Origin of the sequence: Pseudomonas edaphica, assembly GCF_965277385.1 — a bacterium.
Classification (GTDB): Bacteria; Pseudomonadota; Gammaproteobacteria; order Pseudomonadales; family Pseudomonadaceae; genus Aquipseudomonas; species Aquipseudomonas edaphica.
The window spans coordinates 1,867,245-1,893,465 of sequence record NZ_OZ255725.1; the positions used below are offsets into that span (position 1 = coordinate 1,867,245).

At 61.0% G+C, this 26,221-nt stretch carries 23 protein-coding genes; 6 read left to right on the forward strand and 17 right to left on the reverse strand.

Annotated features, from left to right (window positions below):
• Positions 1 to 93: 93 nt before the first annotated feature.
• The 13 genes from ACQY47_RS08440 to ACQY47_RS08500 form a co-directional block, all read right to left on the reverse strand.
• Positions 94 to 1,371, reverse strand: coding sequence for a flavohemoglobin expression-modulating QEGLA motif protein (locus ACQY47_RS08440; protein ID WP_017137104.1), 1,278 nt, complete (start codon positions 1,369 to 1,371; stop codon positions 94 to 96).
• A gap of 21 nt (positions 1,372 to 1,392) precedes the next feature.
• The gene (locus ACQY47_RS08445; RefSeq protein ID WP_138453144.1) at positions 1,393 to 1,953 is read right to left on the reverse strand and encodes a hypothetical protein; all 561 of its coding nucleotides are present in this window, start codon (positions 1,951 to 1,953) and stop codon (positions 1,393 to 1,395) included.
• 57 nt (positions 1,954 to 2,010) lie between these two features.
• On the reverse strand, positions 2,011 to 2,727 hold the full coding sequence (locus ACQY47_RS08450) for a TetR/AcrR family transcriptional regulator (protein ID WP_138453145.1): 717 nt from the start codon (positions 2,725 to 2,727) through the stop codon (positions 2,011 to 2,013).
• Between the two features lie 162 nt (positions 2,728 to 2,889).
• Positions 2,890 to 4,392, reverse strand: a complete 1,503-nt coding sequence (gene lysS, locus ACQY47_RS08455) for a lysine--tRNA ligase (RefSeq protein ID WP_017137101.1) — start codon at positions 4,390 to 4,392, stop codon at positions 2,890 to 2,892.
• Positions 4,393 to 4,463: 71 nt separating this feature from the next.
• A protein-coding gene (gene prfB, locus ACQY47_RS08460) for a peptide chain release factor 2 (RefSeq protein ID WP_096236834.1) occupies positions 4,464 to 5,559 on the reverse strand; the annotation gives its coding sequence in 2 pieces (ribosomal slippage) (positions 4,464 to 5,486 and positions 5,488 to 5,559; 1,095 coding nt in all).
• A gap of 233 nt (positions 5,560 to 5,792) precedes the next feature.
• Positions 5,793 to 6,794 (reverse strand): response regulator, encoded by a 1,002-nt coding sequence (locus tag ACQY47_RS08465; RefSeq protein ID WP_017137099.1) that lies wholly within the window; start codon positions 6,792 to 6,794, stop codon positions 5,793 to 5,795.
• 52 nt (positions 6,795 to 6,846) lie between these two features.
• Positions 6,847 to 7,857 carry a chemotaxis response regulator protein-glutamate methylesterase gene (locus ACQY47_RS08470; protein WP_428556900.1) on the reverse strand — a complete coding sequence of 337 codons (1,011 nt, stop codon included), beginning with the start codon at positions 7,855 to 7,857 and terminating at the stop codon, positions 6,847 to 6,849.
• The gene (locus ACQY47_RS08475) at positions 7,854 to 10,136 is read right to left on the reverse strand and encodes a hybrid sensor histidine kinase/response regulator (RefSeq protein ID WP_428556902.1); all 2,283 of its coding nucleotides are present in this window, start codon (positions 10,134 to 10,136) and stop codon (positions 7,854 to 7,856) included. Before ACQY47_RS08475 ends, ACQY47_RS08470 begins: the two co-directional genes overlap by 4 nt.
• A complete protein-coding gene (locus tag ACQY47_RS08480) occupies positions 10,133 to 10,834 on the reverse strand; it encodes a chemotaxis protein CheW (RefSeq protein WP_017137096.1) in 702 nt (233 codons plus the stop codon). Before ACQY47_RS08480 ends, ACQY47_RS08475 begins: the two co-directional genes overlap by 4 nt.
• A complete protein-coding gene (locus ACQY47_RS08485; protein ID WP_017137095.1) occupies positions 10,831 to 12,084 on the reverse strand; it encodes a CheR family methyltransferase in 1,254 nt (417 codons plus the stop codon). Before ACQY47_RS08485 ends, ACQY47_RS08480 begins: the two co-directional genes overlap by 4 nt.
• A complete protein-coding gene (locus tag ACQY47_RS08490; protein ID WP_428556904.1) occupies positions 12,081 to 12,593 on the reverse strand; it encodes a chemotaxis protein CheW in 513 nt (170 codons plus the stop codon). The genes ACQY47_RS08485 and ACQY47_RS08490 overlap by 4 nt, the downstream gene beginning before the upstream one ends.
• Complete coding sequence (locus ACQY47_RS08495; protein WP_428556906.1) at positions 12,593 to 14,215, reverse strand: methyl-accepting chemotaxis protein; 1,623 nt, start codon at positions 14,213 to 14,215, stop codon at positions 12,593 to 12,595. The genes ACQY47_RS08490 and ACQY47_RS08495 overlap by 1 nt, the downstream gene beginning before the upstream one ends.
• A 171-nt stretch (positions 14,216 to 14,386) precedes the next feature.
• Complete coding sequence (locus ACQY47_RS08500; protein ID WP_428556908.1) at positions 14,387 to 15,097, reverse strand: tellurite resistance TerB family protein; 711 nt, start codon at positions 15,095 to 15,097, stop codon at positions 14,387 to 14,389.
• A gap of 304 nt (positions 15,098 to 15,401) precedes the next feature.
• Here ACQY47_RS08500 and ACQY47_RS08505 point away from each other — a divergent pair, with 304 nt between their 5' ends.
• Positions 15,402 to 17,027 carry a glucan biosynthesis protein D gene (locus ACQY47_RS08505; protein WP_428556910.1) on the forward strand — a complete coding sequence of 542 codons (1,626 nt, stop codon included), beginning with the start codon at positions 15,402 to 15,404 and terminating at the stop codon, positions 17,025 to 17,027.
• Positions 17,028 to 17,144: 117 nt separating this feature from the next.
• Here the strand turns inward: ACQY47_RS08505 and ACQY47_RS08510 are convergent, their stop codons facing one another.
• From ACQY47_RS08510 to ACQY47_RS08520, 3 genes are all read right to left on the reverse strand, one after another.
• A complete protein-coding gene (locus tag ACQY47_RS08510) occupies positions 17,145 to 17,330 on the reverse strand; it encodes a hypothetical protein (RefSeq protein ID WP_200432982.1) in 186 nt (61 codons plus the stop codon).
• Positions 17,331 to 17,666: 336 nt separating this feature from the next.
• Complete coding sequence (locus ACQY47_RS08515) at positions 17,667 to 18,773, reverse strand: NADH:flavin oxidoreductase/NADH oxidase (RefSeq protein ID WP_017137089.1); 1,107 nt, start codon at positions 18,771 to 18,773, stop codon at positions 17,667 to 17,669.
• A gap of 127 nt (positions 18,774 to 18,900) precedes the next feature.
• The gene (locus ACQY47_RS08520) at positions 18,901 to 20,802 is read right to left on the reverse strand and encodes a potassium transporter Kup (RefSeq protein WP_099548536.1); all 1,902 of its coding nucleotides are present in this window, start codon (positions 20,800 to 20,802) and stop codon (positions 18,901 to 18,903) included.
• A gap of 289 nt (positions 20,803 to 21,091) precedes the next feature.
• Between ACQY47_RS08520 and rimO the strand changes: the two genes are divergently transcribed.
• From rimO to tsaA, 5 genes are all read left to right on the forward strand, one after another.
• Positions 21,092 to 22,432 (forward strand): 30S ribosomal protein S12 methylthiotransferase RimO, encoded by a 1,341-nt coding sequence (gene rimO / locus ACQY47_RS08525; RefSeq protein ID WP_017137087.1) that lies wholly within the window; start codon positions 21,092 to 21,094, stop codon positions 22,430 to 22,432.
• A 100-nt stretch (positions 22,433 to 22,532) separates the two neighbouring features.
• The gene (locus ACQY47_RS08530; protein WP_428556913.1) at positions 22,533 to 23,000 is read left to right on the forward strand and encodes a GNAT family N-acetyltransferase; all 468 of its coding nucleotides are present in this window, start codon (positions 22,533 to 22,535) and stop codon (positions 22,998 to 23,000) included.
• A gap of 221 nt (positions 23,001 to 23,221) precedes the next feature.
• Positions 23,222 to 23,932: an rRNA pseudouridine synthase gene (locus ACQY47_RS08535; RefSeq protein ID WP_058421638.1), complete on the forward strand. Its 711-nt coding sequence runs from the start codon at positions 23,222 to 23,224 to the stop codon at positions 23,930 to 23,932.
• Positions 23,933 to 24,001: 69 nt separating this feature from the next.
• Positions 24,002 to 24,463, forward strand: coding sequence for a DUF1456 family protein (locus ACQY47_RS08540; protein ID WP_003189058.1), 462 nt, complete (start codon positions 24,002 to 24,004; stop codon positions 24,461 to 24,463).
• Positions 24,464 to 24,533: 70 nt separating this feature from the next.
• Positions 24,534 to 25,229, forward strand: a complete 696-nt coding sequence (gene tsaA / locus ACQY47_RS08545) for a tRNA (N6-threonylcarbamoyladenosine(37)-N6)-methyltransferase TrmO (RefSeq protein ID WP_428556916.1) — start codon at positions 24,534 to 24,536, stop codon at positions 25,227 to 25,229.
• 148 nt (positions 25,230 to 25,377) lie between these two features.
• Here the strand turns inward: tsaA and fpr are convergent, their stop codons facing one another.
• Complete coding sequence (gene fpr, locus ACQY47_RS08550) at positions 25,378 to 26,157, reverse strand: ferredoxin-NADP reductase (protein WP_003189055.1); 780 nt, start codon at positions 26,155 to 26,157, stop codon at positions 25,378 to 25,380.
• Between the last annotated feature and the right edge of the window lie 64 nt (positions 26,158 to 26,221).

The following is a 26,221-nucleotide window of genomic DNA, read 5'->3' on the forward strand; positions in this document are numbered from 1 at the left end:
GCGGTCTTTCAGTTAAAACAGCGGTGACTGATACACCGCTATCGCAGGCAAGCCAGCTCCCACCTTTTTGATTCGGTTGTGTCAGGGAAATCTCTACAGGATATTCGAGTAATCCGCCTCAATCCGGTCCAGGCTCAGGTGGTTGAGGAAGTTGGAGAAGCACATCCACGCCGCCAGGGCGTTCATGTCGCGAAACTGCTCGGGCAGGTACTTGGGTGGCACCACCAGGCCTTCGTCGACCAGTTGGCGCAAGGTGCGCATGTCTTCCAGGGTGGTCTTGCCGCAGAACAGCAGCGGCACTTGTTCCAACTTGCCTTTGCGCACGGCCAACTGGATGTAGTTGTAAACCATGATAAAGCCCTTGAGGTAGGACAAATCCTTGGTAAACGGCAGACCGGTCGGCGTCGAACCACGGAACACGCGGCTGGCATTGCCATAGCTTTCGGCCATCTCAAAGCCTTGCTCGCGAAAGAACTCGAATACCTGCAGGAAGTCGGCGCCCTCTTCGACCATATGGATGGCACGGGTGCGGTTGGTCAGTTTGCGCAGGCGACTGGGATAGGAGGCAAAGGTGATGATCTCCATCAGAATCGCCAGGCCTTCCTGGGTCACCGTTGACGAGGGCGGCCCTTTGGACAGAAAGGTGCAGATCGGCTGGTTCTGGCCATTGAGCGTGGTGCCGACGTGCACCAGGCCTTCGTGCACTTCCAGCGCGCGCACATCACGCTCGTTGAACATCGCGTCGGCGCGGATCTTGATGTAGTCGGCGCCCGCCGCCGCATCGGCGACGATACCATCGGACTCGAAGACGCGGATGGTCTCTTCGGCCTCACCGAACACCTTGTTCAAACGGGTTTGCAGCAAGGCCACGGCATGCTTGGCCGTGAGCGTCTTGGCTTCGTCCTTGAGGTCGCCACGGCCGTCGATCTGGTTGAGGTAGTCGGACATCATCAGGCCCAGGTCGGCCAGCGTCGGGTCACCGGCGTGGAACGCGTCCGAGGCGGCGCCGTAGAGTTCCTGTGAAATCAGGCCGAAGTCCTCGGTGCCCCGCGCTTCGAGCATGCGCACCACCATGCGGTACTCGCGGCACATGCGGCGCATGATCTGTCCCACCGGGCTGAACTGGCCGAGGCGGCGGGTGATGTCGCGCTCGATGTTCTGGAACTCCAGCTTCACCGCGCTGGAGTCGAACGACAGCGGTCGGCCCAGGTAGTAATCGCGGTCCACCGCCGGCATGGCCTTGCCCTTGGCCTTGAGAAACCCCTGGCGAATGTTCTCGTCCCACTTCACGGCGTCGAGGACGCGAATCGGTGTTTGTGCCAGCACAATGCGATCGGACAAGGTGCGTATCGTCTGCTGGTAATCGTCCACCCGGTGCTTCCTCTTTAAACGTTATTTGCCCGCGCGCCGGTAGCGCACGGCTTCAACGAACACATCGGCATTGGCCGGGTCATCCAGGTAGGCAAATACCTGGTCCATGGGGCTGTCGACCCGCACGCCGTCACCTTCGACGGTTTCCACGGTGCTGCCGCGCAAGGCATTTTGGCCTATGGCTTGATGGATCTGCTCAAGGTCGAGGTTGTAGACCACCAATTCACGCGTTTTGTCGCCCTTACCTTCAAAGTCAAAACCGGCCAGGAAGTAATTGCCACCCAAGGCCGCCGGCAACGGCGCAGAAAGGTACCAGCGGTTGCCATGGCGCGACACCGTAAACAGGTACTCATCACGCTGGCCCGGCTTGGCTTTAGGGTAGCTCACGGCCTTGTAATGCTGCTGATCGACACGGGTGATCTGCAGATTCAGCGGTTCGCCCCAGGCGTTTTTACTTGACCAGTGGCCGAGCAAGGCGTCGGGCGCGGCTTCACGGGCCGCCAGTGGATCCTTGAAGGTGACCAGGCAACCGCTGAGCAGCAGGAAGGACAAGGCGATTGCAATGACACGCCAGGCTTTCATTGGGCACCCCATCAAGTGTGGGAGCTGGCTCCCACATAAAGCAGATTGCGCACGGGGCTAGACCGAGGCCAACACCAAATGCATGTAACGCTTGAGAATCTCAAGCATCTCTTCACCCGTCAGAGGCTCAGGGCCGCCGAGCAGGCCCTGATATTCCATCCGACCGATTATCGCCGTCAACACTCTGGCATCCTGTTGCGGCTCGCGGGAACCCAATACCTGGAAAAACTGCCCGGTGCCCTGCAACAGAATCTGCTGGTGCGAGCGCACCAGCTCAGCCAGGCGCGGGTTAAGCAAGGCTTCCTGGCGAAAGGCCTGTTCGGCCATCAAGTGTTCGCGGCGATTGGTCAGTTGGCGCATCACGTAGTCGGCGGTCAGCCGTGCAATGTCATCGGCCAGTTGTGAGCGTGACTGCGAGCTGCCATCGCCATAGGCGACCATCTCGCGCAGCAGGCCTTCATTGCGCACCCACAGCTTGCCCATGAAGGCAGCGCTGCGCTCCACGTATTGGGCGAAGGTATCGGTGAGCAGGTCATCAATGTCCTTGAAGTAATAGGTGGTGGCCGACAACGGCACGCCGGCCTCTGCTGCCACCGCGCGATGGCGCACACCGCGTACCCCATCACGCACGACGATGCGCATGGCCGCATCGAGAATGTCTTGCCGGCGTTGCTCGCTGCCTCGACGGCTGGCCTTGCGGCCCTGGTACTGGACACTATCAGCCACGGCAGCAGCAATGCCGGCGGCGCCTTCTTGAGCCATTACGCGGTTCACGACAGATCTTCCTTTAATGAGTTATGCGGAGCGTCACGGGCTGCATTCCTGTGCAGAGCGTGGGAACGCTCAGCGCGTGCCTCTTGGCGCCGTTCTGCTGACGGCTGAATTCGTCACACAAAAAAGCCGCCTTATAAAAGGCGGCTTCGGATTTCGCTACGGTTACGCTTGTGGCCGCATGTGCGGGAACAAGATCACATCGCGGATCGACGGCGAGTTGGTCAACAACATCACCAACCGGTCGATACCGATACCTTCACCGGCGGTCGGCGGCATGCCGTATTCCAGGGCGCGAACGAAGTCGGCGTCGTAGTGCATCGCCTCGTCGTCACCGGCGTCCTTGTCGGCCACCTGGGCCATGAAGCGTTCGGCCTGGTCTTCTGCATCATTAAGCTCGGAGTAGGCGTTGGCGATTTCGCGGCCGCCAATGAACAGCTCGAAACGGTCGGTGACGTTCGGGTTGTCATCGTTGCGACGTGCCAGCGGCGACACTTCGAACGGGTACTGGGTAATGAAGTGCGGCTGTTCCAGCTTGTGCTCCACCAGTTCTTCGAAAATCATCACCTGCAGTTTGCCCAGGCCTTCGAAGCCCAGCACCTTGGCGCCAGCTTTCTTGGCGATGGCGCGGGCCTTGTCGATGTCGGTCAGGTCGTCAGCGGTCAGCTCAGGGTTGTACTTGAGGATCGAGTCGAACACCGACAGACGCACGAACGGCTCGCCGAAGTGGAACACCTTGTCGCCGTACGGCACGTCAGTGCTGCCCAGTACCAGCTGCGCCAGCTCGCGGAAGAGTTCTTCGGTGAGGTCCATGTTGTCTTCGTAGTCGGCGTAGGCCTGGTAGAACTCCAACATGGTGAATTCAGGGTTGTGACGGGTCGAGACGCCTTCGTTACGGAAGTTGCGGTTGATCTCGAACACTTTCTCGAAGCCGCCAACCACCAGGCGCTTGAGGTACAGCTCCGGCGCGATACGCAGGAACATTTCCAGGTCCAGCGCGTTGTGGTGGGTTTCGAACGGTTTGGCTGCGGCACCACCGGGGATGGTTTGCAGCATCGGCGTTTCCACTTCGAGGAAGTCACGCGCCATCAGGAAGCTGCGAATGTGCGCAATCACTTGCGAACGCACGCGGAAGGTCTGGCGCACGTCTTCGTTGACGATCAGGTCGACGTAGCGCTGGCGATAGCGCTGCTCGGTGTCGGTCAGGCCGTGGTGCTTGTCCGGCAGCGGGCGCAGCGACTTGGTCAGCAGGCGCACGCTGGTCATTTCAACGTAAAGGTCGCCCTTGCCGGAACGCGCCAGGGTGCCTTCGGCGGCAATGATGTCGCCCATGTCCCAGGTTTTCACCGAGGCCAGGGTTTCTTCAGGCAGGGTTTTACGGTTGACGTACACCTGAATGCGACCGGTCATGTCCTGGATCACCATGAACGAGCCACGGTTAAGCATGATGCGACCCGCCACCTTGACCGGGATTGCAGCCTCTGCCAGCTCTTCCTTGGTCTTGTCCGCGTACTGTTTCTGCAAGGCATCGCAGTAGTTGTCACGGCGGAAGTCGTTCGGGAAGGCATTACCCTTGGCGCGCTCGGCAGCAAGCTTTTCCTTGCGCAGGGCGATCAGGGAGTTTTCTTCCTGTTGCAGGGCTTGCGGGTCGAGTTGTTGGTCGCTCATGTCTTTTGAAATTCCATCACAGGTTCGTTGCCCCCACCGGTGGCAGGGGACTTAAGGTCTTGGCTGACGGTTTACAGCCCCGATTTCAAGCTGGCTTCCAGGTATTCGTCGATATCACCGTCGAGCACCTTGTCGCAATCGCTGCGTTCGATGTTAGTGCGCAGATCCTTGATCCGCGATGCATCAAGCACATACGAACGGATCTGGTGGCCCCAGCCGATATCCGACTTGGTGTCTTCCAGCGCCTGGGAAGCGGCGTTGCGCTTCTGCATTTCCTGCTCGTACAACTTGGCCCGCAGCATTTTCATGGCGGTGTCCTTGTTGGCGTGCTGGGAACGTTCGTTCTGGCAGCTGACCACGGTGTTGGTCGGTACGTGGGTAATACGCACCGCCGAGTCGGTGGTGTTTACGTGCTGGCCACCGGCACCGGAGGAACGGTAGGTGTCGATCCGCAGGTCGGCCGGGTTGATCTCGATTTCCACCTTGTCGTCGATCTCTGGCGAGACGAAAACGGCGGAGAACGAGGTATGGCGGCGGTTGCCGGAGTCGAACGGGCTCTTGCGCACCAGGCGATGTACGCCGATCTCGGTCCGCAACCAGCCAAAGGCGTATTCGCCCTTGATGTGCACGGTCGCGCCTTTGATACCGGCGACTTCACCGGCGGACAGTTCCATGATAGTGGCGTCGAAACCGCGCTTATCCGCCCAGCGCAGGTACATGCGCAGCAGGATGTTGGCCCAGTCCTGGGCCTCGGTGCCGCCGGAACCGGCCTGGATGTCCAGGTAGGCGTTGTTCGGGTCCATTTCGTGGCTGAACATGCGGCGGAATTCAAGCTTGGCGAGGTTTTCCTCGAGACGGGCCAGCTCGGCGACGACATCGCCCACTGCGCCTTCGTCGTTTTCTTCGACGGCCATGTCCAGCAGGTCGCGGCAATCGCCCAGACCGGTGTTCAACTCGTCGAGGGTGTCGACGATCTGCGCCAGCGCAGCGCGCTCGCGGCCCAGTTCCTGGGCGTATTCAGGTTTGTTCCAGACAGCCGGATCTTCAAGCTCGCGATTGACTTCGGTCAGACGCTCATGCTTTTGATCGTAGTCAAAGATACCCCCGAATAGTTTCGGAGCGCTCGGACAGGTCCTTGATGGTGTTAAGGATCGGGTTGATTTCCATGGCGGGCAGCACTCGTTGGCGAACTTTTGAAAGCCGACGAGTATAACGACAAACCGGCGCTAACGGCAGCCCGCTTGGCGAAAAGGCGGGGTTGTTGACGATCTCCAGAACGATTGAGATCAAATGTGGGAGCTGGCTTGCCTGCGATAGCGGTGTATCAGGTACAGATGTGGTAACTGACAGACCGCTATCGCAGGCAAGTCAGCTCCCACAAGGGTTCGGCGGTGTTCTGCTTACTCGATACCGACCTGATTGCGCCCGTTATGCTTGGCCGTGTACAACCCCTTGTCCGCCGCCATGATCAACTGCCGACAATCCGTACCCTGCAACGGCGTCATGGTCGACAGGCCGATGCTGATAGTCAGGCTCGCCCCTTCTGCCGGGGCAATGTGCGGGATCTTCAGCCCCGCAACCGCCATGCGCAGCTTCTCGGCCACCAGGCGCGCACCGCCCGGCGAGGTATTGGGCAGCACCAACGCAAACTCTTCACCGCCGTACCGCGCCGGCAAGTCCGAAGGTCGGCTGCTGGCTTCACGGATGCTCGCGGCGACTTTGCGCAGGGCTTCATCACCTTCGACGTGGCCAAAGCTGTCGTTGTAGGTCTTGAAGAAGTCCACATCGATCATCAACAACGACAGCTGGGTCTGGTCACGCATGGCACGGCGCCATTCCAGCTCCAGGTATTCGTCAAAGTGGCGGCGGTTGGACAGCCCGGTGAGGCCATCGGAGTTCATCAGCCGTTGCAGCACCAGGTTGGTGTCCAGCAATTGCTGCTGGCTCACACGCAGCGCGCGATAAGCCGCATCGCGCTGCAACAGCGTCATATATGAGCGCGAGTGATAGCGAATGCGCGCCACCAGCTCGATGTTATCCGGCAGCTTGACCAGGTAATCATTGGCCCCGGCCGAAAACGCCGCGCTCTTGATCAGCGGGTCTTCCTTGGTCGAAAGCACAATGATCGGGATATTCGCCGTGGCCGGGTGGTTACGGTATTCGCGCACCAGTGTCAGGCCATCAAGACCGGGCATCACCAGGTCTTGCAGGATCACCGTCGGTTTGATGCGGATCGCCTGGGCAATCGCCTGATGCGGGTCGGCGCAAAAGTGAAAGTCGATGTTTTCTTCGTGAGCCAGGCCGCGCCGCACAGCTTCGCCGATCATGGCCTGGTCGTCGACCAGCAACACCATGGCAGCGTTTTCGTCGGTCTTGATGTCGTCGATCTGTAAATCATTCATGTGCAGTCACCTGAATTACTTTCCTGCAAGCCGGCACTGCGAGAGGTCTTGATCATTTTGCAAATACCTCCAGCAATCGGGGCGCAATTCTGTCCAGTGGGCGGATTTCAACAGCAGCATCAATCGCCGCCGCCGCTTTTGGCATGCCATACACCGCACAGCTCTGCTGATCCTGGGCGATGGTCAAATATCCTTGTTCACGCAGTATCTTGAGGCCCTGAGCCCCGTCGCGCCCCATGCCGGTCAGCAGTACGCCGACGGCATCACCATTCCAGTGGCTGGCGACGCTTTCGAAGAACACGTCGATGGAAGGCCGGTAAATCTCGTTCACAGGCTCCGCGGTATAGGCTAGCGTGCCATTTTTCAACAGGCGAATGTGGTGGTTGGTGCCAGCCAGCAGCACCACGCCGTTTTGAGGCGGTTCGCCCTCGCATGCCAGGCGCACCGGCAGGCCGGAGGCGCTGCTCAGCCATTCGGCCATGCCGGTGGCAAACACCTGGTCCACATGCTGCACCAGCACAATGGCGGCGGGAAAGTCGCGGGGCAAACCCTTGAGCAGGATTTCCAGGGCGGCCGGGCCGCCCGCAGAGGAACCAATCGCCACCAGCCTCTGACGTTTGCCAGTGGTGCGCGCCGGCGCGGTTTCGGCGCGTACACGACTGCCACGCTGGCCGATCAGCCAGCCAATATTGAGGATTTTGCGCAGCAACGGCGCCGCCGCATCCTTGGGGTTGCCCACGCCCAGCGCCGGGGTGTCCACCACATCCAGGGCGCCATGGCCCATGGCTTCGAACACGCGACTCATATTCGCTTGGCGGTCGACGGTCACCAGCAGAATAGCGCATGGGGTCTCGGCCATGATCTGCCGCGTGGCCTCCACGCCGTCCATCACCGGCATGATCAAGTCCATCAGGATCAGGTCCGGGGTCAATTCGGCGCAGCGCTGCACAGCTTCCAGGCCATTGCTGGCCACCCACACAACCTCGTGGGCCGGCTCTAAACTCAACGCGCGGCGCAAGGCCTCTACCGCCAGGGGCATGTCATTGACGATCGCAATCCTCATGCCCGGGCGCCTCCAATCAGCTCCATCACGGCATCCAGCAACGCATCATCATGGAAACTGGCCTTAGCTAGATAATAGTCGGCGCCGGCGTCCAGTCCACGGCGCCGGTCTTCTTCGCGATCCTTGTACGACACCACCATCACCGGCAACGATTGCAGGCGACTATCACGGCGCAAGAGTGTGACCAATTCGATCCCGTCCATACGAGGCATATCAATGTCAGTGATCAGCAGGTCGAAGTCTCCGGAGCGCAGCGCGTTCCAGCCATCCATGCCATCGACCGCGACCGCCACTTCATAACCACGATTAAGCAACAATTTGCGTTGCAGCTCACGCACGGTGAGCGAATCGTCCACCACCAGCACGCGTTTGCGCGGTGCTTCGGTCGCCTGCTGGCTGCGCCGTGCGATACGTTCCAGGCGCCCGGTGTTGAGCAATTTATCCACCGAACGCAGCATGTCTTCGACGTCGACGATCAACACCACCGAGCCGTCGTCCAGCAAAGCACCGGCGGAAATATCCTGGACCTTGCCCAGGCGGTCATCCAGCGGCAATACCACCAGGGTGCGCTCACCGATAAAACGCTCCACCGCAATGCCATACACCGCATCGCGCTCGCGGATGACCACCACCTTCAAGGTTTCGTCATTGCTCTGCCCCGGCGGGCGCTGCAGCAATTGACTGGCGGCCACCAGACCGACATGCCGGCCTTCGTGCCAGAAATGCTGGCGCCCTTCCAGTTGCACAATGTCATTCGGCGCCAAGTCGCACATGCGTTCGATGTGCGCCAGCGGGAAGGCATAGGCTTCCTCGCCGACCTCCACCACCAGGCTGCGCACCACCGACAGGGTCAACGGCACTTCCAGGTGGAAGCGGCTGCCCTGCCCCGCCGTCTGCTCCAGCACCACCGCGCCACGCAGTTGGCGGACCATGTGCTGCACCGCATCCAGGCCGACGCCGCGCCCGGACACTTCGGTGACCTTGTCGCGCAGGCTGAAACCCGGCAGGAACAGGAAAGTCAGCAGCTCTTCTTCACTCAAGCGCAGCGCGGTTTCCAGCGGTGACAGGTGCCGGTCGACGATGGTGCCACGTAGACGCTCCAGGTCGACGCCATTGCCGTCGTCGCTTAACTCCAGCACCAGCAAACCGGCTTGATGGGAGGCGCGCAGGCGGATCAGGCCTTCGGCGGGTTTGCCCGCCAACACCCGCTGCTCGGGCATTTCGATGCCGTGGTCGACGGCATTGCGCAATAAATGCGTGAGCGGCGCTTCGAGTTTTTCCAGTACGTCGCGGTCGACCTGGGTCTTTTCACCCTCGATCTCCAGGCGCACCTGCTTGCCAAGGCTGCGGCCAAGGTCACGCACCATGCGCACCTGGCCGGCGAGCACATCGGCAAACGGTCGCATGCGGCAGGCCAGCGCGGTGTCATAAAGCACCTGGGCACGCTGCCCGGCCTGCCAGCCGAACTCATCCAGTTCGGCGGTCTTATCCGCCAGCAACGCCTGGGCTTCACTCAACAGGCGGCGCGTGTCGGCCAGGGCTTCCTGGGCTTCCAGGCTCAAGTTCATGGCCTTGAGTTGGCCATCGAGCGTGTCCAAGGCGCGCGCGCTGTTGCTTTGAATGCGCTTGAGGCGCTGCAGGCTCACCAGGTAAGGCTTGAGCCGCTGGGTCTCCACCAAAGACTTGCTCGACAGGTCGAGCAGGCTGTTCAAGCGCTCGGCGGTGACGCGCAGCACGCGCTCCCCGCCTTCGGTCAGGCGTTTGTTCGGGCGCGGCAGGTCAGTGCTGACCGGCGGCACAGGCTCTGGCTCAGGCTCCGGCGGCAACGCTTCAATCACCGGCGCAGGTTCGGGAGCGGCGGGGGCTGGTGTGGCGTTGACGATCGGCTGCGACGGATCCAGCAGGCGTTCCATCAGCGCTACATAGCCTTGAATGTCCGCTGGCCCGACATTATTGCCCGGCGTGGCGATGCGCATCAGCAGGTCGGTGCCCTGCAGCAAGGCGTCGATATGCTCAGGTTGCAGGTACAGGCGGTTTTCCTGGGCGCTGACCAGGCAGTCCTCCATCACATGGGCCACGCTGACCCCGGCGTCCACGCCGACAATCCGCGCCGCGCCCTTGAGCGAGTGCGCGGCGCGCATGCATGCCTCAAGCTGGTCAGCCTGGGTGGGGTTGCGTTCCAGGGCCAGCAGGCCCGCGCTCAATACCTGGGTCTGCGCATCGGCTTCCAGGCTGAACAGCTCCAGCAGCGAGGCATCGCGCATCTGGTCGGGGGTCATGTGAGGCTCCGGGTCACGGCAGACAACAATTGCGCCTCGTCCAGCCAACGCAGGCTGCGGCCTTTCCACTGCAACACGCCTTGGGTAAAGCGCGCGCTGGCCTGGGTGCCGGAAGCCGACGCAGCCTTCAAGGTGCGCTCATCGATGGCATGGATGCCGTCGACTTCATCCACCGGTACCACCACCGGGCCGTCCTGGGCAGCAATAATCAACATGCGCGGCATCACTCGCGCGCCGGTAGCGCCTGTGCTGGCCGGGTCCAGCCCCAGCAGTTCCACGAGTGACAGGCACGCCACCAGCGCACCGCGCACATTCGCAACGCCCAGTAATGCGCGGGAACGTTGGTGCGGCAACGAGTGAATCGGCTGCAGTGGCGCCACCTCCACCAGGCATCGCGTGGCAATGCCCAGCCACTCTTCACCCAGACGAAACATCAGGATCGAACGGGTGACGATGTCTTCGTCAACTTCCGCGGCTGCATACGCCTGTCGGTCGTCCTGCTGCAACGCATAACGGTCAAGCAGGCGCGTGGCGGCGGCGGAATACACCGAGCAGTTGCGGCAGTGGATATGTTCGGCAAGCAACGGGCAGGACTTGTCGCCATGGATGCCGATGCGGTTCCAGCAGTCATCGATGGCTTGGGTGTCGGCCAGGGTCAGGTCCAGACCTGCGGTGTCGAGCGCATCAAGGTTATTCATCGTTTGGACTCACTGTCTGCACGCTCGCTACGCGCGGCGCGCGCCTGCAAGCGACGCGCGCCCGCACTGTCACCCTGGGACTCGAGCAATGCGGCCAGGTGCATCAAGGCCTGCGGGTGCTGCGGTTCCAGGTACAAGGCTTTGCGGTAATAACCCTGGGCTTCCAGGGCGCTGCCGGCCACGTCGCTGAGCAGCCCCAGCCAGTAAAACACCTGGGCTGCCGGCGGGTGGTTACTCAAATACTGTTCACACGCGGCACGGGCCTCAGCACTTTTGCCTTCGTTAGCCAGCGTAGCGATGCGGCTGAGCAAATCGCCCGCATCGCTGTGCGGCGCCTTGATCGGCACCACTTGGGCGCTCGCGGTGCTGAACGGGCGCGGCTTGGCAGGAATCGGTGCTGCGCTGCGCTGGGGGATGGGCAGGGGCACAAATACCGGTTCAGGCTTGACCGGCTCGGTATGCCGACTGAATGCAAAGGATTGCGGCACGCCAATCGAGCGCATGCCATGGCGCCCCAGCAGGCTGCCCTCGGCGGGGCCGATAAACAGCACGCCGTCCTCATGGGTCAGGCTCTTGAGCACATCGAACACTTGCTTCTGGGTGGGCTGGTCGAAGTAGATCAGCAGGTTGCGGCAGAACACAAAATCGTAGGTGGGCTCATTGGCCAGCAACGCCGGGTCGAGCAAATTGCCGACTTGCAGACGCACTTGTTCGCGCACCCGCTCGGCAATGTGGTAACCATCGGGCTGTTCGCTGAAGTGACGCTCGCGAAACTCGATATCGCCGCCGCGAAAGGAGTTCTTGCCATACACCCCACGCTTGGCGCGCTCCACCGACAATGGGCTGACGTCCAGCCCCAGCACTTTGAACTGGTGCGGCGCCAGCCCGGCATCGAGCAAGGCCATGGCAATCGAATAAGGCTCCTCGCCCGTGGAACACGGCAGGCTGAGAATGCGCAGGGCGCGCATCTGCTTGATCGCCGCCAGGCGCTCCCTGGCCAAACGCGCCAAGGTGGCAAAGGACTCGGGATAGCGGAAAAACCAGGTCTCGGGAACGATCACCGCTTCGATCAGCGCCTGCTGCTCATCCTGCGAACTCTGCAAATGCTGCCAGTAATCCTGCACGGTCTGCGCCTGCACGGCCTGGCTGCGCTGGCGCACCGCACGCTCAATGATCGCTTCGCCCACCGAGGCGACGTCCAAACCAATGCGGTCCTTCAAGAAGGCAAAAAAGCGTGGGTCGTTGCTCATAAGCTTAGCTCGCTGGCAAACAGCAAGGCGCGCACGTCGTCGGTGAGCAAGTCGGCCACGCCGATCCACTGCATCAAGCCCAACGCATCTTCACGCACCGGCCCCAAGTACGGCGCCTCGCGGTTATCCAGGCCATAAGGCTGGAACTCGGCCGGGTCGCAACGCAGGGTGTCGGTGGCCTGCTCCAGGACCAACCCCAGCCAGCGTGACTCGATCCAAGGTTGTGGCTGGTAATTGACCAGCACCAGCCGTGTGCTGGTGCGGGCCTGGGCCGGTTTGCCGAAGGTCAACGCACACAGGTCGACAACCGGCACCAGCGCGCCACGATGGGCAAAGATCCCCGCCACCCACAGCGGTGCATGGGCGATGGGTTTGAGTGGCAGGCGCGGTAGCACCTCGGCCACCTCCGTGGCTTTGAGGGCATAACGTTCGCCGCCGATGTGGAACACCAGAAACAACGCCTTTTTCGCTGCCGGGACGACGCCGCGTTTAGCCGCAAGGTCGCTCATCAGACTTTGAAACGCGACACGCCGCTGCGCAGACCGACCGCAACCTGGCTCAGTTCATCAATGGCAAAACTGGCCTGGCGCAGGGATTCCACGGTCTGGCTGCTGGCATCGCCCAGTTGCACCAACGCATGGTTGATCTGTTCGGCGCCGGTGGCCTGGGCCTGCATGCCTTCGTTGACCATCAATACCCGCGGCGCCAAGGCCTGTACCTGATGGATGATCTGCGACAGCTGTTCGCCCACTTGCTGCACTTCGAACATGCCGCGACGCACTTCTTCGGAGAACTTGTCCATGCCCATCACGCCCGCCGACACCGCCGACTGGATCTCGCGCACCATCTGCTCAATGTCGTAGGTGGCCACGGCGGTCTGGTCGGCCAGACGGCGCACTTCGGTGGCCACCACGGCAAACCCGCGTCCGTACTCGCCAGCCTTCTCGGCTTCAATGGCGGCGTTGAGCGACAGCAGGTTGGTCTGGTCGGCCACCTTGACGATGGTCACCACCACTTGGTTGATGTTGCCGGCCTTCTCATTGAGGATCGCCAGCTTGGCGTTCACAAGGTCAGCGGCGCCCATCACCGAGTGCATGGTTTCTTCCATACGCGCCAAGCCTTGCTGGCCGGAGCCGGCAGCGACCGACGCCTGGTCGGCGGCGGTGGACACTTCGGTCATGGTGCGCACCAAGTCCTTGGACGTGGCGGCAATTTCCCGCGATGTCGCGCCGATCTCGGTGGTAGTGGCCGCCGTTTCGGTGGCCGTGGCCTGTTGTTGCTTGGAGGTGGCGGCAATCTCGGTCACCGAGGTAGTCACCTGCACCGACGAACGCTGGGCCTGGGAAACCAGGGCGGTCAGCTCGGTCATCATGTCGTTGAAGCCGGTTTCGACAGCGCCGAATTCGTCCTTGCGCTCAAGGTTCAAGCGCTTGCTCAGGTCGCCCGTGCGCATGGTTTCGAGGATTTCGACGATGCGATTCATCGGCGCCATGATCGCGCGCATCAGCAGCAGGCCGCACAGGCCCGCTGCGAGAATGGCCACGACCAACGATACGAACATGCTGACTTTGGCGGCGGCCACCGCGTCATCGATGGCGGCGGTGGCGTTATCGGCGACCTGTTTGTTTTCATTGATAATGTCATTGAGCTTCATGCGGCCTGCGGTCCAGGCGGGCGTGAGTTGCTCGTCGAACAGCTTTTGCGCCTCAACGCCGTTGTTAGCCTGATGGGCGTCCAGTACCAGGGCAAGAATCTTGTTGTAGTTCTGGTGGAGCTTTTCGAAGGCGTCGAACTCAGTGCGATCCTGATCAATATTGATCGTGCTCGCGTAACTGGCCATGTGCTGTTCCAAACGTGCCTCAAACGACTTGTAGTCCTGTTTGTCGGCTTCCGAGATGCCCTGACTTCGGTGGGCACCGACCAATTCCTGGGTTTGCAGGTAGCTGTCGACCCAGGCGCTGCGGATCATCGAACTGAAAAACACCCCGGGTACGGCGTCATCCCGGACCGAGTTTTCGCTGACTTCAATCTTCAGCAGGCGCGAATACGAGACCACGACCATCAACAGCATGATCGCGATAATTACCGCAAAGCTCGCCAAAATCCTTTGGCGCAAGGTCCAGTTCTTCACAGTAATTCCTCGAAGGGCCGATCAAATGCCGAGGAGTATAGCTGAGCGGGTGCCCGCATTTATCAACAGGTTTTGATGTAGCGCTCACAGAACGCAAAAACACTGTGCAGGTGACGCAGAGCGTCACGGGCTGCGCTCCCACGCAGAGCGTGGGAGCGATCATTCAGGAGGTCAGAGCGTGGCTTGGCGTACCTGTTTTTCCAGCTCGGCCTTTAAGCCGGGTTCAAGTTTGAGCTGGCGCGCCAGCTCGTCCAGGTAAGCTTTTTCCATGAAGTTCTCTTCGTCCACCAGCATCACGCTGGCGATGTACATCTCGGCAGCCATTTCCGGAGTGCTCGCTGCGCGCGCCACATCAGCGGGATCCAGAGGCTTGTTCAGCTCGGCGTGCAGCCAGTTTTGCAGTTCACGGTCGTTATCCAGCTTGGTGAATTCGCCTTCAATCAAAGCGCGCTCACGCTCGTCTACATGCCCGTCGGCTTTGGCGGCGGCGACCAGCGCCTTGAGAATGCCCTGACTGTGTTGTTCGACCTGGGCCGGCGGCAGGCGGTCGATGGTTTGCGGCTCGCCTTGGGGTGCGCCGGCCTGCTGCGCCTGCCAGTTGCCGTAAGCCTTGTAGGCGATCACTCCGAGTGCTGCCAGCCCGCCATAGGTGAGCGCCTTGCCACCGAACTTGCGCGCCTTCTTGTTACCCAGCAGCAGCCCCATCGCGCCCGCCGCCAGGGCACCGCCACCCGCACCGCCAAGCAAACTGCCGAGCCCACCGCCGCCGAGCAAGCCGCCAAGGGCGCTTTTGTCGTCCGATTTGTGTTGCCCGCCCGCCTTGTTTTGCAACAGGTCCTGGCCGGATTTGAGCAACTGATCGAGCAATCCACGTGTATTCATGCGTAGCCTCCAGACACTTGGGTTCGTAGGACCAATAGGCTCCCAGCGTAAAACTAAGTGCCAAAAAGCCGCGATCTAGAGTGCTTCCAGATGTAACGCCGGCAGCGCGTATTTGAAACGTCTTGTTTCACATGCAACGCCATCACCCCGCCATCAATCAATTTTCCTTCTGCATCGAACCGCTTAAGCTATCCGGCGTCTGTTTATTGTCCGTTGCGTTTGGTCGAAGGCATGTCCGAACCGTTATTTATGATCCGTTACGTGCCAGGAACGGCGCGGGATTTGCTCACGACAGGTTGTCTCTATGCACCGCAGGAATTTGCTCAAAGCGTCCATGGCCATTGCGGCTTACACCGGCTTGTCGGCCAGTGGCCTGTTGGCCGCGCAGGCTTGGGCGGGAAACCGTGCCGCCGATGGCAAGGCCGTGGCGTTCGACTTCGAAACGCTCAAGGCCCAGGCCAGGCAGCTCGCCGCCAACGCGTATAAAGACACCAAACAGGTGCTGCCACCGACGCTGGCAACCATGACCCCGCAGAACTTCAATGCCATCGGCTACGACGGCAACCATTCGCTGTGGAAGGAGCTGAACGGCCAGCTCGACGTGCAATTTTTCCACGTCGGCATGGGCTTCAAGACGCCAGTACGCATGCACAGCGTCGACCCCAAGACCCGCGAAGCCCGCGAGGTGCATTTCCGCCCGTCGCTGTTCAACTATGCCAAGACCACGGTGGACACCAAGCAGCTGACCGGCGACCTGGGTTTCTCCGGTTTCAAGCTGTTCAAGGCGCCGGAACTGGATCGCCATGACGTGCTGTCGTTTCTCGGCGCCAGTTACTTCCGTGCGGTGGACGCAACCGGCCAGTACGGCCTCTCCGCACGCGGCCTGGCGATTGATACCTACGCGAAAAAACGCGAGGAATTCCCCGACTTCACGCAATTCTGGTTCGAAACCCCGAGCAAGGACGCCACGCGTTTTGTGGTCTACGCCCTGCTCGACTCGCCAAGCGCCACCGGCGCCTATCGCTTTGACATCGACTGCCAGGCCAGCCAAGTGGTGATGGCCATCGACGCGCACATCAATGCGCGCACCGCCATCGAGCAACTGGGCATCGCGCCGATGACCAGCATGTTCAGCTGCGGTACCCATGAACGCCGGATGTGCGACACCATCCACCCGCAAATCCACGACTCGGACCGTTTGGCCATGTGGCGTGGCAACGGCGAGTGGATCTGCCGTCCACTGAACAACCCGGCCAAGCTGCAGTTCAACGCTTTTGCCGACACCGACCCGAAAGGTTTCGGCCTGGTACAGACCGACCATGAGTTCGCCAGCTACCAGGACACTGTGGACTGGTACAGCAAGCGCCCTAGCCTGTGGGTGGAACCCACCACCGCCTGGGGCGAAGGCTCGATCGACCTGCTGGAAATCCCCACCACCGGCGAAACCCTGGACAACATCGTGGCCTTCTGGACCCCAAAAAAGCCCGTGGCCGCAGGCGAATCACTCAACTATGGCTACAAGCTGTACTGGAGCGCGCTGCCGCCGGTGAGCACACCGCTGGCGCAAGTGGATGCCACCCGTTCCGGCATGGGCGGTTTTACCGAAGGCTGGGCACCGGGCGAGCATTACCCCGAAGTGTGGGCGCGCCGCTTTGCCGTGGACTTCAAGGGCGGTGGTCTGGATCGCCTGCCGGCCGGCACCGGGATCGAGCCGGTGGTAACCTGCTCCCACGGTGAAGTCAAAGACTTCAGTGTGCTGGTGCTGGACAACATCAAGGGCTATCGCATTCTGTTCGATTGGTACCCGACCAGCGACAGTGTGGAACCGGTTGAACTGCGGCTGTTTATCCGCACCCAGGACCGCACCTTGAGTGAAACCTGGCTGTATCAGTACTTCCCGCCGGCACCGGACCAGCGTAAGTACAGCTGATACGCGCCAACAGAGCGCTCCCACGCTCCCGCGTGGGAGCGCATCCCGTGGTGATAGCAGGACGCGGAGCGTCCTGGGCTGAATTCCCACGCAGAGCGTGGGAACGAGCTTATGCCGTTAAAACCGCGACACGCTCTTCATTGCGCCGATCAAATAGCGCATCGCCACCTGATCGTTTTCGGTCAGGGCGCGATATTGCGCCAGCAACTCCACCTCATCCGAACTCAACCTTCGCCCTCGCAAGGACATCCGGCGACTCCAAAAAGACGCCACCGCACCCACTACGCCATAGGATTTGGTCATGGACCGTTACTCCTGATATCAGTCAAATACTCCTGGTGCCCATTCCCAATGCTCGCGAAGCGCAATGGCTTCGAGGACAAACAGCCTGACTCCCTGGGCCAGAAATCACACTTACCCTAAGCGTAGAAACAATCTCGTCACGTGTGGGATTTTTTTAGAGTATTCACTTAAAAAATTACTTCAGTAACAAATACCTACAACCCTTTCTCACGCAGCGACCGGTAAAGGTGGATATCGGGAAGCTCTTGCGCATACAGCTGCGGATCAGGCAGGCGTTAAACGCGGGCAACAAAAAACCCACCGAGTCGGGTGGGTTTATTGCAGGCAGACGCGGGTTCAATCCCTCAGGTCAGACTCGTGAATCGGCTGATCACGGTGAGTCGCCCGCTGGTACTGCGCGGGCCAGATGGCTTTGCGCCCACCCAAGTCATCGTCGGCATGCAGCGGCCAGTAAGGGTCACGCAACAGCTCACGGGCGAGGAAGATGATGTCGGCCTGGCAGGTGCGCAGTATGTGTTCAGCCTGGGCCGGTTCGGTAATCATACCCACCGTGCCGGTGGCGATACCCGACTCTTTGCGCACGCGCTCGGCAAACCGTGTCTGGTAGCCCGGGCCGGTGGGAATCTCGGCGTTGGCGGCGGTGCCACCGGAGGACACGTCGATCAGGTCCACGCCGAGTTCTTTGAGGCGGCGCGCCAGCTCTACGGTTTCATCGGGGTTCCAGCCGTCTTCGACCCAATCGGTGGCCGATACCCGCACAAACAGCGGCAGCTCCTGGGGCCAGACGGCGCGCACGGCGGTGGTCACTTCGAGCACCAGGCGGATACGGTTTTCAAACGAGCCGCCGTAGTGGTCCTGGCGCTGGTTGCTGATCGGCGAGAGGAATTGATGCAACAGGTAACCGTGGGCAGCGTGGATCTCCACCACTTCGAAACCGGCGGTCAGCGCGCGTTTGGCGGCGGCGACAAAGTCGGCAATCACCTGCTGGATCTGCCCTTCATCCAGTGGCCTGGGTTGCGTGTGGTTCGGGTCAAAGGCAATCGGCGAAGGGCCAACCGGCACCCAGCCGCCCTCCTCCGGCTTGACGCTGCCGTGCTTGCCGATCCACGGCCGATGGGTGCTGGCCTTGCGCCCGGCATGTGCCAGCTGGATGCCCGCCACCGCGCCTTGAGCAGCAATAAAGCGGGTGATGCGCTGCAGCGGTTCGATCTGCGCGTCGTTCCACAGGCCCAGGTCCTGGGCGGTGATGCGGCCATCGGCGGTGACGGCGGTGGCTTCGGTAAAAATCAGCCCGGCACCACCGACGGCGCGGCTGCCCAGGTGCACCAGGTGCCAGTCATTGGCCAGGCCATCGTCGGACGAGTATTGGCACATCGGCGAGACGGCGATGCGGTTGAGCAAGGTCAATTGACGGAGGGTGTAGGGTTCGAGCAGCTGACTCATGGCGCACCTCTTCTGGGTTCTGTGGGCACTATTCAAACAGTGCTTAGAGCCTAGTCGACAACGGTGGATTGCACAGGGTTCAGAAAGGAAAGCGGGAGCCGAATGCCGGCTCCCGTGTTGCAAAAGATTACATCTCGACCTGGGTGCCCAGCTCGATCACCCGGTTTACCGGGAGTTTGAAGAAGCGCAGGTTGCCGTTGGCGTTTTTCAACATGAACGCAAACAAGCTCTCACGCCAACGGGCCATGCCCTTGATGCGCGAGGCGATCACCGTTTCACGGCTGAGGAAGTAGGTGGTGCGCATCGGGCTGAAATCCAGATCGTCCAGGTGGCACAGCTTCAGCGCTTCGGGCACGTCCGGCTCATCGGTAAAGCCAAAATGCAGGATCACCCGGAAGAAGCCTTCGCCGTAGGCGTCCACCTCAAAGCGCCGCGAGGCAGGCACACGCGGAATGTCTTCGTAGACCACCGTGAGCATCACCACTTGCTCATGCAACACCTGGTTATGCAGCAGGTTGTGCAACAGCGCGTGGGGCACGGCATCGGGCCGCGCGGTGAGGAACACCGCAGTGCCCTGCACGCGATGAGGCGGTTGCACGCGGATACTGCTGATAAAGATCGGCAACGGCAGCCCGCCTTCGTCGAGGCGGTCCATCAACAGTTCCTTGCCGCGCTTCCAGGTGGTCATCAGCACAAACAGCACAATCCCCGCCAACACCGGGAAGGCACCGCCCTGCACGATCTTTGGCACGTTGGCGGCGAAGAACAGGCCGTCCACCAACAGGAAGCCGATCAGCACCGGAATCGCCAGCACCGGCGGCCACTTCCAGAGCAGCAGCATCACCGCCGACACCAGGATGCTGGTAATCAACATGGTGCCGGTGACTGCCACGCCGTAGGCGGAGGCCAGGGCATTGGAGGATTCGAAGCCGAGCACCAGCAGGATCACGCCGACCATCAGCGACCAGTTCACCGCGCCGATGTAGATCTGGCCTTGCTCGGCGCTGGAGGTGTGCTGGATATGCATGCGCGGGATGTAACCCAACTGGATCGCCTGACGCGTCAGCGAGAACGCACCGGAAATCACCGCCTGGGATGCAATCACGGTGGCCAGGGTCGACAGCGCGACCAATGGCACCAAGGCCCATTCCGGCGCGAGCAAGTAGAACGGGTTGCGCGCCGCTTCGGGGTTTTCCAGCAGCAACGCGCCCTGGCCGAAGTAATTGAGCACCAGCGCCGGCAGCACCAGGGCGAACCAGGCGCGGGCGATCGGCTTGCGGCCGAAGTGGCCCATGTCGGCGTACAGCGCTTCGGCACCGGTCAAGGCCAGCACCACGGCGCCAAGAATCGCGACGCCCATGCCCGGATGGGACACAAAGAAACGCACGCCCCACACGGGGTTCAGCGCATTGAGCACCTCGGGATGTTGCAGGATGCCGTGCACGCCAAGACCGCCCAGCACCAGGAACCACACCACCATCACCGGCCCGAACAGCTTGCCGATGCGGTCAGTGCCGTGTTTCTGGATCAGGAACAGCCCCACCAGCACCACCAGCGACAGCGGCACCACCCAACGTTCAATCCCGTCAAAGGCCAGTTCAAGGCCTTCAACCGCCGACAATACCGAGATCGCCGGGGTAATCATGCTGTCGCCGTAGAACAGCGCCGCACCTATCAAGCCGAGGATCACCAGCACCGAACGCAACTTGGGGTACGGCGACGCCGCCCGTCGCGCCAGCGCCGTCAGGGCCATGATGCCGCCTTCGCCCTGGTTGTCCGCGCGCAGGATAAACAGCACGTACTTGATCGACACGACCCACACCAGCGACCAGAAAATCAGCGCCAGAATGCCAAAGACCCCGTCGTGATTGACTTGAACCCCATAACCACCGGTAAACACTTCTTTAAGGGTATAGAGCGGGCTGGTACCGATATCGCCGTAAACCACCCCGACTGCTGCCACCAACATGCCAATCGGCTTTGCATTGGAATGCTCGGCACCTGCTGCCTGACTATTTGCCTGACCCATCAACCACTCCTGCCCTTTGACCTGAGGTCTTTTATAAACAACGCGCCTAAGCTGACCCTAGCATGCGCTGTTTTACTTCTCGTAACAGACGTTTTATTGACCCCGGGGTTTCACCCGTGCGCAACGGCGCGAAGCATAGCGCAGCACTCGTCGCATTTCCCCGTATAAAGCTGGTCAAGCGCGCTGCCCGTCGATAGAATTGCGCACTTTTTGATCAGAGGCGCACCAAGCGCCCGTCTACCGCCATGTCGTGCCCGACTGGCGGCGTCATTCAATACCGAGGTTAGACATGTCCACCACCATCGCAAAAGCCAACCCAAAGGTCGGCTTTGTATCCCTGGGTTGCCCGAAGGCTCTCGTTGACTCCGAGCGCATCCTCACGCAACTGCGTATGGAAGGCTATGACGTCGTGTCCACTTATCAGGACGCCGACGTGGTGGTGGTCAACACCTGCGGCTTCATCGACTCGGCCAAGGCTGAATCGCTGGAAGTGATCGGCGAAGCCATCAAGGAAAACGGCAAGGTCATCGTCACCGGCTGCATGGGCGTGGAAGAAGGCAATATCCGCAACGTGCACCCAAGCGTGCTGGCGGTAACCGGCCCGCAGCAGTACGAGCAGGTGGTCAACGCCGTGCACGACGTGGTGCCGCCGCGTCAGGACCACAACCCGCTGATCGACCTGGTGCCGCCGCAAGGCATCAAGCTGACGCCGCGCCACTACGCGTACCTGAAGATTTCCGAAGGCTGCAACCACAGCTGCAGCTTCTGCATCATCCCGTCGATGCGCGGCAAGCTGGTCAGCCGCCCGGTGGGTGATGTATTGGACGAAGCCCAGCGCCTGGTCAAATCCGGCGTGAAAGAGCTGTTGGTGATCTCCCAGGACACCAGCGCCTACGGCGTCGACGTGAAATACCGCACCGGCTTCTGGAACGGCGCGCCGGTGAAAACCCGCATGACCGAACTGTGCGAAGCCTTGAGCAGCCTGGGCGTGTGGGTGCGCCTACACTACGTTTACCCGTACCCGCACGTGGACGAGCTGATCCCGTTGATGGCCGCCGGCAAGATCCTGCCGTACCTGGACATTCCGTTCCAGCACGCCAGCCCGAAAATCCTCAAGGCCATGAAACGCCCGGCCTTCGAAGACAAGACCCTGGCGCGCATCAAGAACTGGCGCGAGATCTGCCCGGAGCTGATCATCCGTTCGACCTTCATCGTCGGCTTCCCTGGCGAAACCGAAGAAGACTTCCAGTACCTGCTGGACTGGCTGACCGAAGCGCAGCTGGATCGCGTCGGTTGCTTCCAGTACTCGCCGGTCGAAGGTGCCCCGGCCAACCTGCTGGATGCGGCCATCGTGCCGGACGACGTCAAGCAGGACCGCTGGGAGCGCTTCATGGCGCATCAGCAGGCCATCAGCTCCGCACGCCTGCAACTGCGCATCGGCAAGGAAATCGAAGTACTGATCGACGAAGTCGACGAGCAAGGCGCAGTGGGCCGTTGCTTCTTCGACGCGCCGGAAATCGACGGTAACGTGTTTATCGACGATGCCAGCGGCTTGAAGCCGGGCGACAAGGTCTGGTGCACCGTGACGGATGCCGACGAGTACGACCTGTGGGCTGAAAAGCGCGACTGATCAAAAAAACCTTAAAAGCCCCGCCTCTGAACAAGATGCGGGGCTTTTTTAGGTCTATCGTTTGCCCATCAGCGCCGATCATCGGCAAGGGGCAGCGGGCATGCGTCAGCATTCGGTTATCCACACACCTAAAACCAGCGACTACCAGCAATTGGCGCAGATCTGGGAAGACTCAGTGCGAGCGACCCATGACTTTTTGCCGGACAGCTACATCGTACTGCTCAAGGAGCTGGTGCTGACGCGCTACCTGGACGCGGTGATGCTGATCTGCACCAAGGACGCGCGCCAGCGCATCACCGGGTTTGCCGGGGTGGCGGCGGGCAAGGTCGAGATGCTGTTTATCGACCCGCAACACCGTGGCCAGGGCTTGGGCCGGCAATTGCTGCGGTACGCGATCGAGCACCTGAATGCCGATGCGCTGGACGTCAACGAGCAAAACCCGCAGGCCCTGGGGTTTTACTTCAAGCAGGGTTTCGAGGTGGTCGGACGGGCGGAACATGATGGCTTGGGCCAGCCGTATCCGTTGCTGCATATGCGCTTGCGCCAACAGCAACGGCGCAGTGGCTGACACAACACAGCGCCAATGTGGGAGCGGGCTTGTGTGGGAGCTGGCTTGCCTGCGATGGCATCACCTCGATTCCAAATGCACGACCGAGGTGTCTGCATCGCGGGCAAGCCCGACTCCCACACAAGCCAGCGCCCACAAAAAGCCACTACGCTGAAATGGGTCCGGGATTAACCGCGCCCACACAGGTACAATAGCCGCCCCCTTTTGCTACGGCCCTTGTCATGACTGACCCCATACGCCTTTCCAAACGCCTTATCGAACTGGTCGGTTGCTCCCGTCGGGAGGCTGAGCTGTTTATCGAAGGCGGCTGGGTCTCGGTGGACGGTGAAGTGATCGATGAGCCGCAATTCAAGGTCACCACCCAGAAGGTCGAGCTGGACCCAGAGGCTAAAGCCACTGTGCCGGAACCGGTGACCATTCTGCTGCACGCCCCGGTGGGCGTGGATGTGGAAACAGCAATGGCCTCGATCAGCGCCGAGACGCTGTCCGAAGAGCACCGTTTCAGCAAGCGCCCGCTCAAGGGCCACTTCCTGCGCCTGACCGCCAGCGCCGATCTGCAGGCCAAGGCCAGCGGCCTGCTGGTGTTCACCCAGGACTGGAAGATTTTGCGCAAGTTGACCGCCGATGCCGCCAAGATCGAGCAGGAATACGTGGTTGAGGTCGAGGGTGACATGGTTGCCCATGGCCTCAACCGCCTGAACCACGGTTTGACCTACAAAGGCAAAGAGCTGCCGGCCGTCAAAGCCAGCTGGCAGAACGAAAACCGCCTGCGGTTTGCGCTGAAAAACCCGCAGCCGGGTGTAATTGCCCTGTTCTGTGAAGCGGTCGGCCTGAAAGTCATCGCCATCCGCCGCATCCGTATTGGCGGCGTGTCCATCGGCAAGGTGCCGGTCGGCCAATGGCGCTACCTGTCCGGCAAAGAGAAATTCTAAGCCGCTCCCCTTTTCCCGGCACCGGCAACTCTGCGCGGTGCCCTCAGTTGAATACCAGGATTGCCCACCATGATTCACAACGACGTATTGCGCAGCGTGCGCTACATGCTCGACATCAGCGACAACAAGATGGTCGAGATCATCAAGCTCGGCGGCATGGACGTCACCAAGGAAGACCTGCTGACCTACCTCAAGAAAGATGAGGAAGAAGGTTTTGTGTTCTGCCCGGACGATGTCATGGCGCACTTCCTCGATGGCCTGGTGATCTTCAAGCGTGGCAAGGACGAAAGCCGTCCGCCGCAGCCGATCGAAACCCCGGTGACCAACAACATCATCCTCAAGAAGCTGCGCGTGGCCTTCGAACTGAAGGAAGACGACATGCACGCCATCCTCAAGGCCGCTGAGTTCCCGGTGTCCAAGCCTGAGTTGAGCGCACTGTTCCGCAAGTTCGGCCACACCAACTACCGCACCTGTGGCGACCAGTTGCTGCGCAATTTCCTTAAGGGCCTGACCCTGCGCGTCAGAGCTTAAGAACAGCGACGAGCCTCAAGCTGCAAGTTAGAAGCTTGTGGCTTGCAGCTTGTAACTTGAGGCATCAGAAATGACCTACCACGTCTCGCCCGTCGGCTTCGTGCGCTCCTGCTTCAAGGAGAAGTTCGCCATCCCGCGCCAGCCGCAGCTGGCCCCGGCCGCACGCGGCGTGCTGGAGCTGGTGGCGCCGTTCGATCAGGGCGAGGCGGTGCAGGGCCTGGAGCAGGTCAGCCATGTGTGGCTGCTGTTTCTGTTCCACCAGGCCCTGGAAGACAAGCCGCGCCTCAAGGTGCGGCCGCCACGCCTGGGCGGCAATACCTCCATGGGCGTGTTTGCCACCCGCGCGACACACCGGCCCAATGGCATTGGCCAGTCGGTGGTGAAGCTGGATAAGGTCGAGCCGGGCCGCTTGTGGGTTTCCGGGATCGATTTGCTCGACGGCACGCCGGTGCTGGATATCAAGCCGTACGTGCCGTACGCGGACATCATTGACACCGCCACCAATGATATTGCCAGCAGTGCGCCGCAGCTGATTCCCGTGCAGTGGCTGAAGACGGCACTGCACCAGGCACAAGGCCATGCGCAGCGCCTTGATGAGCCGCTGGTGGCATTGATCGAGCAGTGTCTGGCCCAGGACCCACGGCCGGCGTATCAGACGCCAGGGCCTGAGCGTGAGTACGGCGCGCAGTTCTGGGATGTGGATGTGCGTTGGCACTATCCAGAGGCGGGCCTGATTTGTGTGCTTGAAGTGGTTCCAGCCAAGTAAACGCCGAAATCAAATGTGGGAGCCGCTCATGTGGGAGCTGGCTTGCCTGCGATGCAGACACCTCGGTCGTTCAGTTGAACTGAGGTGATGCTTTCGCAGGCAAGCCAGCTCCCACACAAGCCAGCTCCCACATTTTTTTGAGCAGTGTTTACTTCTCGACGAACGCGCGCTCGATCAGGTAATCACCCGGCTCACGCATACGTGGCGAAACTTTCAGGCCGAAGCTGTTCAGCACTTCGCTGGTCTCGTCCAACATGCTTGGGCTGCCGCACAGCATGGCGCGGTCGTCCTCGGGGTTGATCGGCGGCAGGCCGATGTCGCTGAACAGCTTGCCGCTGCGCATCAGGTCGGTCAGGCGGCCCTCGTTTTCGAACGGCTCGCGGGTCACCGTTGGGTAGTAGATCAACTTGTCACGCAACGCCTCGCCGAAGAATTCGTTCTGCGGCAGGTGCTCGGTGATGAATTCGCGGTAGGCGACTTCATTGACGTAACGCACGCCGTGGCACAGGATCACTTTTTCGAAGCGCTCGTAGGTTTCCGGGTCCTGGATCACGCTCATGAACGGCGCCAGACCGGTACCCGTGCTGAGCAGGTACAGATGTTTGCCCGGCTTCAAATCGTCAAGCACCAGGGTGCCTGTCGGTTTTTTGCTGATGATGATCTCGTCGCCTTCCTTCAAGTGCTGCAATTGGGAAGTCAGCGGGCCATCGGGCACCTTGATACTGAAGAACTCCAGATGCTCTTCCCAGTTCGGGCTGGCAATGGAGTAAGCGCGCATGAGTGGGCGGCCGTTGGGCTGTTGCAGGCCGATCATCACGAACTGACCATTCTCAAAGCGCAAGCCCGGATCGCGGGTGCACTTGAAGCTGAACAGCGTGTCGTTCCAGTGATGAACACTGAGGACACGTTCGTGGTTCATGTTGCTCATGTACGGGGAACTCCTGGAAATGGGTCTGCGCCAAAGATGAGATGCGCAATTGCACAGCATTCTA

What these genes read in the sequence shown, in the direction of transcription:
- ACQY47_RS08445 (WP_138453144.1), bottom strand. Translation starts at nt 1,953, where the DNA reads ATGAAAGCCTGGCGTGTCATTGCAATCGCCTTGTCCTTCCTGCTGCTC.
- lysS (WP_017137101.1), bottom strand. Translation starts at nt 4,392, where the DNA reads ATGAGCGACCAACAACTCGACCCGCAAGCCCTGCAACAGGAAGAAAAC.
- ACQY47_RS08465 (WP_017137099.1), bottom strand. Translation starts at nt 6,794, where the DNA reads ATGAATGATTTACAGATCGACGACATCAAGACCGACGAAAACGCTGCC.
- ACQY47_RS08470 (WP_428556900.1), bottom strand. Translation starts at nt 7,857, where the DNA reads ATGAGGATTGCGATCGTCAATGACATGCCCCTGGCGGTAGAGGCCTTG.
- ACQY47_RS08475 (WP_428556902.1), bottom strand. Translation starts at nt 10,136, where the DNA reads ATGACCCCCGACCAGATGCGCGATGCCTCGCTGCTGGAGCTGTTCAGC.
- ACQY47_RS08480 (WP_017137096.1), bottom strand. Translation starts at nt 10,834, where the DNA reads ATGAATAACCTTGATGCGCTCGACACCGCAGGTCTGGACCTGACCCTG.
- ACQY47_RS08485 (WP_017137095.1), bottom strand. Translation starts at nt 12,084, where the DNA reads ATGAGCAACGACCCACGCTTTTTTGCCTTCTTGAAGGACCGCATTGGT.
- ACQY47_RS08490 (WP_428556904.1), bottom strand. Translation starts at nt 12,593, where the DNA reads ATGAGCGACCTTGCGGCTAAACGCGGCGTCGTCCCGGCAGCGAAAAAG.
- ACQY47_RS08500 (WP_428556908.1), bottom strand. Translation starts at nt 15,097, where the DNA reads ATGAATACACGTGGATTGCTCGATCAGTTGCTCAAATCCGGCCAGGAC.
- ACQY47_RS08505 (WP_428556910.1), top strand. Translation starts at nt 15,402, where the DNA reads ATGCACCGCAGGAATTTGCTCAAAGCGTCCATGGCCATTGCGGCTTAC.
- ACQY47_RS08510 (WP_200432982.1), bottom strand. Translation starts at nt 17,330, where the DNA reads ATGACCAAATCCTATGGCGTAGTGGGTGCGGTGGCGTCTTTTTGGAGT.
- ACQY47_RS08515 (WP_017137089.1), bottom strand. Translation starts at nt 18,773, where the DNA reads ATGAGTCAGCTGCTCGAACCCTACACCCTCCGTCAATTGACCTTGCTC.
- ACQY47_RS08520 (WP_099548536.1), bottom strand. Translation starts at nt 20,802, where the DNA reads ATGGGTCAGGCAAATAGTCAGGCAGCAGGTGCCGAGCATTCCAATGCA.
- rimO (WP_017137087.1), top strand. Translation starts at nt 21,092, where the DNA reads ATGTCCACCACCATCGCAAAAGCCAACCCAAAGGTCGGCTTTGTATCC.
- ACQY47_RS08530 (WP_428556913.1), top strand. Translation starts at nt 22,533, where the DNA reads ATGCGTCAGCATTCGGTTATCCACACACCTAAAACCAGCGACTACCAG.
- ACQY47_RS08535 (WP_058421638.1), top strand. Translation starts at nt 23,222, where the DNA reads ATGACTGACCCCATACGCCTTTCCAAACGCCTTATCGAACTGGTCGGT.
- ACQY47_RS08540 (WP_003189058.1), top strand. Translation starts at nt 24,002, where the DNA reads ATGATTCACAACGACGTATTGCGCAGCGTGCGCTACATGCTCGACATC.
- tsaA (WP_428556916.1), top strand. Translation starts at nt 24,534, where the DNA reads ATGACCTACCACGTCTCGCCCGTCGGCTTCGTGCGCTCCTGCTTCAAG.
- fpr (WP_003189055.1), bottom strand. Translation starts at nt 26,157, where the DNA reads ATGAGCAACATGAACCACGAACGTGTCCTCAGTGTTCATCACTGGAAC.